General features: G+C 66.8%; 2 protein-coding genes (1 of these 2 only partly in view). One reads left to right on the forward strand and one right to left on the reverse strand.

The window, feature by feature from the left end; all coding sequences use genetic code 11:
• Positions 1-7,310, reverse strand: the beginning of a protein-coding gene (locus ACJX2R_RS10220) for an SDR family NAD(P)-dependent oxidoreductase (RefSeq protein ID WP_413099802.1). It extends 18,475 nt beyond the left edge of the window; the window shows 7,310 of its 25,785 coding nt (coding positions 1-7,310); it begins with the start codon at positions 7,308-7,310; its stop codon lies off the left edge, out of view.
• A 395-nt stretch (positions 7,311-7,705) separates the two neighbouring features.
• On the opposite strand from ACJX2R_RS10220, the gene ACJX2R_RS10225 reads away from it, so the two are divergent.
• Positions 7,706-12,325, forward strand: coding sequence for an amino acid adenylation domain-containing protein (locus ACJX2R_RS10225; protein WP_413099803.1), 4,620 nt, complete (start codon positions 7,706-7,708; stop codon positions 12,323-12,325).
• The last annotated feature ends 18 nt before the right edge of the window (positions 12,326-12,343 follow it).

Consider the following 12,343-nt stretch of genomic DNA (forward strand, 5'->3'; position numbering starts at 1 on the left):
TCGGCCGTCACCGCCCGCGTTACGAGCGAGCCGACGGTAGCCACGGGCTGGCCGCCGTCGTCGGCGACCCGCACACTCCAGCCGTCCGCCGCCTGTGTCACCGCCACACGCAGCATCGCCGGCCCCGTGGCGTGGACCCAAACCTGGTTCCAAGAGAACGGCAGCCGCACACCCTGCTCGGCGGCGGTGTCGAGTGTGTTCAGATTGCTGGCGTGCAGAGCGGCGTCCAACAGCGCCGGATGTACCGCGAACCGTGCCGCCTCCTGCGCCTGCTCCTCAGCCAGAGCAACCTCGGCGAAGACAGTGTCCCCGTCGCGCCACGCAGTCCGCAGCCCCTGGAAGGCGGGACCGTACTCATAACCGGCCCCGGTCAGCTGGTCGTAGAAATCGCCCAGGTCCACCGACTGTGCCCCTGCGGGAGGCCAAGCAGCAAGCTCCGGCAGCGAGACCGTCGAGTCAGAGGCACTGACTGTCGCCGTGACGTGCCGGGTCCAGGTGTCCGTGTCGTCCCCCTGGGAGAAGACCGTCACCGCCCGGCGTCCGGACTCATCAGCCTCGGCAACCGATACGGACAGTTGCACACCGCCGGACGACGGCAGCAGAAGCGGGGTTTCGATCACCAGCTCATCGACGACGTCACACCCCACCTCATCGGCGGCGCGGACGACCAGCTCAACAAACCCGGTACCGGGCAGCAGCACACTGCCCCGCACCGCGTGATCAGCCAACCACGCATGCGTGGCCAGCGATACCCGCCCGGTCAGCACCACACCGTCGGAGCCGGGCAGCGCCACTACCGTGCCCAGCAGCGGATGTCCATCGGCGGTCGACCGGTCCACGCTCTTGAGCCAGTACCGCTGATGCTCGAAGGCGTACGTCGGAAGATCCAGCACCCGGCCCGGGACATTGCCCAGCACCGCGGGCCAGTCGACGGTCACGCCCTCGACAAACGCTTGCGCCAGAGCGGTGAGCATCCGTGCGGCGCCCCCGTCGTCACGACGCAACGTGGCAACCGAGACGACATCGTCGTCCATCGCCTGCAACAACACCGGGCTGGCGCTGACCTCGACGAACACGGTGTCACCCTGGGCACGCAGCTCGCCCACCGCAGAGTCGAAACCCACCGGTTCACGCAGGTTCCGGTACCAGTACTCCGCATCCAGGGGGCCCTCGACCCACGTTCCATCCACGGTCGACAGCCACGGCACCACCGGAGCCTGCGAACCGATACCCGCGGTGACACCCAGTAGCTCGTCACGGATCAGCTCGACATGCGGGGTGTGCGAGGCGTAATCGACGGCGATCCGCCGCACCCGCCCCCCTCGCGCCTCATGAACCGCCAGCACACGGTCCACCGCATCCGGCTCACCCGCGATCACCGTGGACGCGGGACCATTACAAGCCGCGATCCACGCCCCCTCGATCAACTCGACATCCCGCGCGGGCAACGCAACCGATGCCATCGCACCCCGGCCCGCCAGTCCCCGCGCGATCACCTGACTGCGCAACGTCACGATCCGCGCCGCATCCCGCAACGACACCGCACCCGCCACACACGCCGCGGCAATCTCACCCTGCGAGTGACCGACCACCGCATCCGGCCGCACACCGGCCACCTCCCACACCGCCGCCAGGGAAACCATCACCGCCCACGACGCAGGCTGAACCACATCGACCCGGTCCACCACCACCGGATCATCCAGCACCGCAAACAGATCCCAGTCCACAAACTCACTCAACGCCGCCGCACACTCGGCCATCCGCTCCGCGAACACCACCGACGAACCCCGCAGCGCACTGCCCATCCCCAACCACTGCCACCCCTGACCCGGGAACACAAACACCACCCGGGGGTCGGACACAGCAGCGCCGGTGCCAGTGCCGGTAACAGTGTCGTCGCCCAGCAGCACAGCCCGATGCTCGAACACCGACCGCGTCACCGCCAGCGTCGACCCCACAGCCCGCATATCCACCCCGGGCGACCCCGCCAGATACGCACGCAACCGGCCCTCGACCTCAGCCAGAGCGGACTCGGTCTTGGCCGACACCACCAGCGGCACCAACTCCGACGCCACCACGGGCGTCACAACAGGCTGGGCCTCCTCCGAAGCCTGAGCCGGTGCGCTCTCCAGGATGACGTGAGCGTTCGTGCCGCTGACCCCGAAAGCCGACACACCCGCCCGGCGCGGCCGACCAGTGACGGGCCAGGACTGGTTCTCCGCCACCAGCTCAACCGCGCCCGCCGACCAGTCCACATGCCGCGACGGCTCATCCACATGCAACGTGCGCGGCACCAGCCCGTGCCGCAGCGCCATCACCATCTTGATGACACCCGACACACCCGCAGCAGCCTGCGCATGACCGATATTCGACTTCAACGAGCCCAGCAACAACGGCTGCTCACGATCCTGGCCGTACGTGGCGAGCACGGCCTGGGCCTCGATCGGATCACCCAACGTCGTACCCGTGCCATGCGCCTCGACCACATCCACCTCAGCCGTGGTCAAACCCGCGTTGCTGAGAGCGGCCCGGATCACCCGCTGCTGCGAAGGACCGTTCGGCGCGGACAGGCCGTTCGACGCCCCGTCCTGGTTGACCGCCGAGCCCCGCACCACCCCCAACACCTGGTGGCCCTTGGCCTGAGCATCCGACAAACGCTCAACCAACAGCACACCGACACCCTCGGCCCACCCCGTGCCATCCGCGGCGTCGGCGAACGCCTTGCACCGGCCGTCACCCGCCAGGCCACGCTGCCGCGAAAACTCCACGAAACTTTGCGGCGTCGCCATCACCGTGACGCCTCCGACCAGGGCCAGCGAACACTCACCCTGCCGCAGGGCATACCCCGCCTGGTGCAATGCCACCAACGACGAAGAACACGCCGTGTCCACCGTGATGGCGGGGCCCTCAAGACCGAAGAAGTACGACACCCGCCCCGACAGCACACTCGCCGCACCAGCAGTCGCCCCAAAACCCTCAAGGTCAGCACCGGCGCCGTAACCACCGGGGAAACCGCCCATGAAGACACCGGTGTCGCTACCCCGAACGGAACCGGGCTCGATCCCCGCCCGCTCGAACGCCTCCCAGGACACCTCCAACAGCAGCCGCTGCTGCGGGTCCATCGCGAGTGCCTCACGGGGACTGATCCCGAAGAACGAGGCATCGAAGCCACCTACGGAGTCCAGGAAACCGCCCCGCACGCAGTACGACTTTCCGGACGCGTCCGGATCCGGATCGAACAGGCCCTCGACGTCCCAGCCACGGTCGGTGGGGAAACCGGAAATCGCGTCCGTACCCGACTCGACCAAGCGCCACAGATCCTCCGGCGACGACACCCCACCCGGCAGGCGACACGCCATACCCACGATCGCCAACGGCTCGCCTTGCCCCACCGCCGACACCGACGTACGTACCGGAGCAGCGCTCTCACCCGTGAACAGCTCCCCCAACCGGACGACGAGCACGGCCGGAGTCGGATAGTCGAACACCATCGTGGCGGGCAGCCGCAGATCCGTCGCCTTCGCCAGGCTGTTGCGCAGTTCCACCGCGGTCAGTGAGTCGATGCCCATCTCGCGGAACGTCTTGTCAGGTGCGTACCGATCGGCCGCGGAGAGGCCCAGAATGTCCATGACGCAGCTGCGGACCAGATCGCGCAGCGCCTGCTCTCTGGCGGCCTCTGCGGCCAGCAACTGCCGTGACCACGCTTGCTGTTGGGTGTTGTCGGTTTGCGCACCGACCAAGTTCCGGAGGAGCGGTGGAAGCGTGTCGGCCGCGGCCAGTGCTCGCAGACCGACGGTGTCCAGACGCGTGACAATGTGAGCCGAGTCGGCGGAAGCCATCGCGCGGCCCAGCAGGGGGCCTTGGACCACGACCGCTTCGGCTTCGGGTATGCCCCAGGCGATCGTCGTGGTCGGCAGGCCTTCGGCGCGGCGGCGCCGGGCGAGGGCGTCCACGGAGGCAGGCGCGTCTTGGCTGAAGACAACGAAGGCGGCGAGGTCGAGGCGTTTCGTGAGGCGGTGCAGCTGGTGGCTCTCGTGAGCAACGGCGGGACCGCCGGTGTGGATCACTGCGGTGAGGGGGTGTTCCGGTGATATCCCGGCCAGCGCGTGCTCCAGCCCGGCACGATCCGACACGTCACGGACCGCCGTGTCGACCCGGGCGCCCGACTCGATCAGCTCGTTGATCAGTGCTTCGTCCGGGGTGCTGCGGGAGAGCAGCAGCAGATGACGCACGCCCTGTTCGGCCACCAGATGCCGGGCGACGGTTCCCGTCAGGACGCCTGACCCATCGGCGATCAGGACCGTACCGCCGGGGTCGAGTTGCCGGGGAATGGTGAAGGTGATCTTGCCGGTGTGGCGGGCGCGGCTCATCCAGCTGAATGCATCGCGGGCCTTGCGGATATCCCAGGTCAGTAGGGGCAGCGGTCGCAGCACACCCTGTGCGAACAGGGCGAGCAGCTCGGCGATGATCTCTCGCAGCCGGTCCGGACCGGCGTCCAGCAGGTCGAAAGCTTGATAGGTGGTACCAGGCCGGTCCGCGGTGATCCGGTCCGCGTCGCGGATGTCGGTCTTGCCCATTTCCAGGAACCGGCCGCCGCGGGGCAGCAGGTCGAGGGAGGCGTCGACGAAGTCACCGCTGAGAGAGTTGAGGACGACGTCGACGCCCTGGCCGTCGGTGGTGTTCAGGAACGCTTCCCGGAAAGCGAGTGTGCGGGAGTCCGCGATCCGGGTGTCCTCCAGGCCCGCCTCACTCAGGATGTGCTGCTTGCCCGCGCTGGCGGTCGCGAAGATCCGCGCACCCAGGTGCCGGGCGATCTGAGTCGCCGCCATGCCCACACCACCCGCGGCGGCGTGTATCAGGACGGACTCGCCGGCGCTGAGGCCGGCCAGGTCCACCAGCCCGTAGTAGGCGGTGGCGAACACGATGGGGATGGAGGCCGCCGTCGCGAACGACCATGTATCGGGTATCGCACCGAGCAGACGGCGATCGGCGATCGCGACCGTCCCGAACGCACTTCCCACAAGCCCGAAGACCCGGTCTCCCGGGGCCAGGTCGGATACTTCCGAGCCGACCTCGAGCACCACGCCCGCGGCCTCGCCCCCCATCAGGCCCTCACCTGGGTACGTACCCAGAGCAATGAGAACGTCGCGGAAGTTCAAACCCGCGGCGCGCACGGATATCCGCACCTCGCCGGGGTGCAAGGGCCGCTCAGCGGCATCGGCGGGTACCAGGGCGAGGTCTCGCAGGGTTCCGCTGCGGGAGTGCTCCAGCAGCCACGCACGGTCCTCGGGGATCGTGAGCGAGCCGCTGTCCGGGGTGTTCGCGTGGGCCAGTCGCGGGACGAGTGGATTGCCATAGCGCAGCGCTACCTGTGGTTCTCCGAGCCCGGCGAGAGCGGGCAGGAGGGTGTCGTCGTCTTCGCCGTCATTGACGTCGACACCGTCATCGTCATCGACGTCAATGACGACGAAGACGCCGGGGTTCTCCGTCTGTTCCCTGCGGATCGCGTCCCATGCCGCCGCGTGCTCGGGGACCGGGATGTCGGAGGGACCGGTGTGCACGGCACGGCGGGTGACGAAGACGAGTGTCGAATCGGCACGCCGCTTGTCGGCGAGCCAGGACCGCGCGAGATCGCGGACCGCGTCGGCCAGGTCGGCGTCGTCGGACGCCAGGGAGTCGACGCGTACGACCACATGGCCGTCCGGGGAGGCCTGTTCCGGCAGTTCGAGGGGAATCCACTCCAGCCGGTGCAGGGTTTCGCCGCCGCTCGCTCCGGCGAGCAATTCGGCCGGTTCCTCCGTGAGGGAGGAGCGTTTCACCTTGCCGGACGCGGTCCGCGGGATGGCGTCGACCCGGTAGATCTCCTCTGGCACCTTGAAGTACGACAACCGTTCGCGGCACACGGTGAGCACCATGTCGGCGTCGACACCGCCCGTTTCCGGCACGACGTACAGCACGGGAACCTCGCCGAGCACGGGGTGCCGCTTGCCTGCCGCTGCCGCATCCTTGACCCCGGGCACGTCGAGCGCGACGGCCTCGATCTCGTGCGGGTGGATGTTCTCACCACTTCGGATGATGAGTTCCTTGATCCGGCCGGTGATGGTGACGTGTCCCGTCTCGCTGCGGCGGGCCAGGTCACCGGTGCGGTACCACCCGTCCGAGAGCACCTCGGCCGTGGCTTCGGGCTGCTCGTGGTAGCCGATCATGATGCTCGGCCCGCTGGCCCACAGCTCGCCCTCTTCGCCGTCCGCGACGTCGGCGCCGCTGATGGGGTCGACGAAGCGCAGGGACAGCCCCGGGACGGGGAGGCCGCACGAACCGGGGACCCGTTGTCCGCTGAGCCAGTTCACGGTGAGGGATCCGCTGGTCTCGGTGCAGCCGTAGGTGTCGAGCAGTGGTACGCCGAAGACGTCCTCAAAGCCCTCGATGAGGGAAGCGGGCGCGACGGAGCCGGCGACCAGGCCCATTTTCAGCGACGATGCCCGCGGTTCGAACGTGTCGGCGGCTCCCAGGAGATAGCGGAACATCGTCGGCACGCCGACGAGCACGGTGCACGGATGCTCCGTGAGCTCTTCGAGCACCTCGCTCGCCACAAAACCGTTCATGATCCGCGCAGTCGCGCCGACGGCGGTGGTGGCCAAGACACACAGGTGGAGGGCGAGGCTGTGGAACAGCGGCGCGGGCCAGAGCAGAACGTCGTTCTCGGTCAGCTCCCAAGCGGGGATATCGCAATACGCCGCGGACCAGAGGCCGCTGCCCTGGGTCGACAGGACGCCCTTCGGGGTGCCTGTGGTGCCGGAGGTGTAGAGCATCCAGGCTGCTTCGTCGAGCCCCAGGTCGTCGCGTGCTGACTGTTGGGGCTCGGCGGTGGCCAGCTCAGCGAATGAGCGTACCCCGGGCGGAATTCGTTCCTCACCCACCAGAACGATGGTCACAGCGGGGGCCGTGCGACGCACATCGTCGAGATGAGCGGAGTCAGTGATGACGACTACGGCGCCGCTGTCCGACAGGAAGTGGGCGACCTCGGCCTCGGTCGCGTCCGGGTTGAGCGGTACGGCCACCGCGCTGGCCCGGGTGATCGCCAGATAGCTTTCGATGTTCTCGACGCGGTTCCCCAGCAGGATCGCGACTCGGTCGCCCCGGTCCACGCCCATGTCCACCAGGTGCCCGGCGATCCGCCCGGTCCGCACGGCCAATTCGGCATGCGTCAGTGCGAGCCGCGAGTCCACGTACGCCATTTTGCCGCCGAGGCGTTCAGCATTCGCGCGAAGCAGATCATAAATGGGCCGTACCAGTTCCGCGCGTGACATTAATACACCTTCCGGCAAAGTACGGTGTTCTGATACCTCTAAACCGACCCTAAACCGACCCTAATCAGCCACCAGCGATGCACACCGACAATCTCTTCCGAACGATAGCAGCCTCACGGAGAAGTCCTCCATACCCCTCCACCCCCTATGTTGATCACCGCTCGATGCACGATTCAGCAGGCAGGAAGCCTAGGGGGTTGCGTGGACTGCGACCTGGGGTGTCTTCTTGGATCAAGTCACGCTCGGCCCTTCGGGCCATCTATTACGCCGCAGTCCAGCCGCGCCGCGAGAAGGTGCACACAGGTCACGGGGAGGACCCCGGAAACCGTCCATCGGATTTGTTTGGAAAGGCCGTCTCCGACCGCAGCTAACGAACGCCTTTCCAGGAGAGGTGAATGGCTTCCGACAGTCCCCGCCCAAGGCCTGTTAAACCAGCTTTCGCTGCTTCGCGGACTCGGCGTCAGCGTCGCAGAATTGACGAGGGCGGCATCAGTCGCGCGGATCGGAACGGGCCACTTCCGGCGTCTTTCTCGCAGCAACGTCTGTGGCTCATGCAGCAGCTCGCGCCCGACAGCAATTCCTATAACCTGCCACTCGTGCAGCGGCTGCGGGGCGCCCTGGACACCACGGTCCTCAGGCGCGCTCTCGGCCTCGTCGCAAGCCGTCATGAGGCGCTTCGGACCGCATTCGACGCGGAGGACGGCGAGCCACTCCAGCGGATCCAGCCCGCGGATGTCGTGTGCCTGCGAGAACTGGACGCTCGGGACGAGGACCACGCCAGAGCCTTGGTCCGGCGGGAGACAGCCGAGCCATTCGACCTGCACACCGGTCCCGTGATGAGAGCGTTGCTGGTACGGCTCGCCGACGACGACCACGTACTGGCGCTCACGGTGCATCACATCGCCGGCGACGGCTGGTCGCTGGCCATCCTGCGGATGGAACTCTCTGCCCAGTACGCGGCGCTGCTTCGCGGTGCGGAGGCCGATCTGCCCGCGCTCCCGTCGCAGTACGCGGACTTCGCCCAGTGGGAACGCAAGGCGTTGTCGGGCACCAAGCTCCGGAAGCGGCTGGACTACTGGCAGGAGAACCTGCGGGATGCCCCGATGGTGCTGGGGTTGCCGGCCGATCGGCCACGACCGCCGGTCGGCAGTTCGGACGCGGGCACGGTGGCGTGGTGCCCGCCGACGGAATTGGTGACCGCGGCCAAGGAGCTGAGCCGGTCGACGGGCACCACGCTGTTCATGTCGCTGCTGGCCGCCTTCCAGGTGGTGCTGTCCCGCTACGCGCGCACCGATGACGTCCTGGTCGGCACCCCGATCGCCAACCGCAATCACGCGGAGGTGGAGGGGCTGATCGGCATGTTCGTGAACACGGTGGTGCTGCGCGGCGATCTGTCAGGCGATCCGACCTTCCGCGAGCTTCTCCTGCGGACCCGTACGAACGCCATGGGCGCGTTCGCCAACGCCGAGCTGCCGTTCGACCTCCTCGTCGAGAAGGTCGCACCGCAGCGCGACCTGTCGGCGAACCCGGTCGTGCAGGTGCTCTTCCAGCTGATGCCGCTGGTGTCGAGCACGCTTTCGCTGCCGGGAGTCGCGGCCGAGCCTTTCGATATGAACCAGTTCTTCACCCGCATGGACCTGGAGTTTCATGTCTACGAGGATCCCACCGGCGACAGGTTGACGGGCGAGGTCTGGTACAGCCGAGCGCTGTTCGACGAGGCTCGTATGGAACGAATGCTGGATCAGTTCACGCTCGTCCTGCGCGGCGTACTCGACAACCCGGACGATCCGATCTCGCAGATTTCACTCGCGTCGGAGGTCGATACCGACCTACCGACGGTGGAATCGAACGAAACAGACCGAGCCTTGCCGTTCGATTCGCTGCCGGAATTGCTGGCGGACGCGGCAGCACGAAACCCCGATGCGATTGCCGTCGTCGATGAACGAGTCACGCTGACCTATGCCGAACTCGGCGGGCGGGCCAATAAGATGGCGCACCTACTGCGGCACAGAGGCGTTCGCCCCGGCGAACTCGTCGGTCTCTGCGTCGACCGGGGCGCCGATATGATCGTGGGAATGCTCGGCATTCTCAAGGCCGGTGCGGCCTATGTGCCCATCGACCCCGAGCATCCCATCGAGCGCACCCGTTTCGTGTTGGACGATTCCAACATATCCACGGTCATCGCACAGGAGGAACACCGGGCTCGATTCTCCGATGTCCGCGACATCGTTCTCCCGGACGACCCCGGCCTCGAAAGTCAGCCCGCAAGCGCGCCCGATGTGACGACCGACCGCAACAGCCTGGCCTATGCGATTTACACCTCCGGTTCCACGGGCCGTCCCAAGGCCGTACTCATGCCCGGCATCTGCGTCGTCAACCTGCTGCTGTGGCAGGAACGCACGATGGGTCGCGAGCCGGCCAGTCGCACCGCCCAGTTCATCACCGCGACGTTCGACTACTCGGTTCAGGAGATCTTCTCCGCGCTGCTCGGGGGCACGCTTGTCATTCCCCCCGACGACATACGGCTGGACCCCGCGCGACTCGCACAATGGATCGACGACAGCCGTATCACGCGTATCTACGCACCCACTACGGTGCTGCGCGCGCTGGTCGAGCACGTCGACCCGCACGGCACCGGCTTGTCGACATTGCGACACCTCTGCCAGGGCGGCGAGGCGCTCGTATTGGACGGCAAGCTGCGAGAGGTGTGCCTGCACCGCCCGCAGCTGCGGGTGCACAACCACTATGGCCCGGCGGAGAGCCAGCTCGTCACGGGCTACACGCTTCCCGAGGATGTCTCCGCCTGGCCGGCCACAGCCCCCATCGGGAAACCGATCGACAATACGCGCATCCACCTTCTCGACGACGCACTTCGTCCCGTACCCGACGGCGTACCGGCGCAAGTCTGCATATCGGGGATCGGTCTCGCCCGCGGCTATCTGGCCCGGCCCGAACTGACCCAGCAACGATTCATCACGCAACGATTCATCACCGAAGGTACCGGCTCGGAGCCGAGGATGTACCTCTCCGGCGACCTGGCCCGGCGGCTGCCGGACGGAAATCTCGAGTTTCTCGGGAGAATCGACGACCAGGTCAAAATCCGGGGCATCCGAATCGAACTCGGCGAAATCGAGACGATCCTGAACGAACACGCGGCCATCACTCAGGCCGCGGTGACCGTCCGAGAAGACGACCGCGGCGACAAACGACTGGTCGCCTACGTGGTGCCCCACTCGGATGGCAGGGACCTCGCCGTCGAATTGCGCGGTCATGTCGAGGCGCGGCTCCCCTCTTACATGGTGCCGTCCGCGTTCATCGTCCTGGACAAGCTGCCGCTGACGACGAGCGGAAAGACCGACCGGCGTGCGCTCCCCGCCCCGGAAAGCTGGTCACCGGCCCCCACCTTGCCAGTCTCCCCGCGTAACGCGACCGAATCCACGGTTTGCGGGATCTACGCTGACGTGCTCGATGTGCAGACCGTCGGCGTGCACGACGATTTCTTCGCTCTCGGCGGCCACTCGTTGCTCGCCTCCCGCGCCGTCTCGCGTATCCGTGCCGAGTTGGGCCGCGATCTACCGCTTCGTACGCTGTTCGACGCCCGGACTCCCGCTTTGCTCGCCCAGGCCATCGGGTCAATGCCGTCGAGGGACGTGCCCGTGCTCACGGCAGCGCCTCGGACCACGCCCGCACCGATCTCGCTGGCCCAGCAGCAGTTGCTCATGATGAGTGATTCGCTGCTCGACCTGGGTGCGTTTCCCGTCTGCCCGTACGGATTCCGGCTACGCGGCGAGATCGACCGCGGCGTACTCGACAGCGCTCTGACCCGGATCGTCGCGCGTCACGAGCCACTGCGAACAGGGTTCCGCGACGACGGCGACGGCTTCGTGCAGATCGTCCGCGAGCCGGCGCCGGTGAGGGCCGATTTCATCGAGGTGACCGGGAAGAACACGACCGACCGTGAAGCGGCGGCAGCAGAAGCGGCAGCAGAAATCGCCAAGAAGGAACTGGAACGCCCCTTCGACCTGGTCGACGGTATTCTGCTCCGCGCCGTTCTGCTGCGTCTGGAGCAAGACGACCACATCCTTGTCCTGATGTTGCACCACATCGCGGGCGACGGCTGGTCCTTCGATGTTCTGGTACGTGAACTGTCCATGCTGTATACCGAGTTGGCTGGCGGACCTGCCGCCAGGCTGGCGGAAGTCGACACGACGTACTCGGACTTCGCCCTCTGGGAGCACAAGGCCCTGTCCGGGCCCACTCGCGAGGAACACGACGCCTATTGGCGAGAGCACCTCAAGGACGCCGTCGCACTGGAACTGCCCACCGACAGGCCGCGAAAGCTTGCGGATCCAATCGGGAAATCCCTCGAATGGACGGTTTCCCCGGACGCGACATCCGCAGCGCGGAGGCTCGCGCAGGCAGAGGGCGTGACCCTTTACGAAACCATGCTCGGAGCCTTCACGCTGGCCGCGGCCGGGGCATCAGGTCTGGACGACATTTTGGTGGCGACTCCCTTCGCGAACCGTGGCCGACCCGAGATCGACCATCTGATCGGCTTCTTCGCCAAGGTCGCCGCCCTCCGTATCGATCTCTCCGACGATCCGACGTTCCGCGAGGTTCTGCGACGCGTCCAGACGGCAGTCCTGGGTGCCCACGCGCATCAGGACCTCCCTTATGCGGCGATGCAGGCCACGTCATCCGAACTTCCGCCGCCGCTGGTGCAGTTCCAGCTGATCAGCTCGCTGACCTCAGATCTCGTCCTGCCTGGCATCACCAGTGACCGCTTCGGGATGGCCGAGGCCGATCTGGGGGTCGGGAACGGCGAACTCGCCATCTGGCTCTTCGACGACGACAGTGCCCTGCACGGCACTGTCGTATTCGACGGATCCCTATTCGACCCATCGAGGATTCAGAGCCTCCTTTCCTCGGTCGAGTCGACGTTGCACGTTGTCTCTGCCACCCCCTCCGTACGCGTATCCAAGGCATACGCAGCAAACGGCCACGCAAGGAGATAGCGCCATGCCTGAGCAAGA

Origin of the sequence: Streptomyces sp. Inha503 (assembly GCF_047215865.1) — a bacterium.
GTDB classification, from domain to species: domain Bacteria; phylum Actinomycetota; class Actinomycetes; order Streptomycetales; family Streptomycetaceae; genus Streptomyces; species Streptomyces lycopersici.

Coding starts and splice junctions, on each gene's coding strand:
- ACJX2R_RS10225 (WP_413099803.1), top strand. CDS start 7,706: ATGGCTTCCGACAGTCCCCGCCCAAGGCCTGTTAAACCAGCTTTCGCT.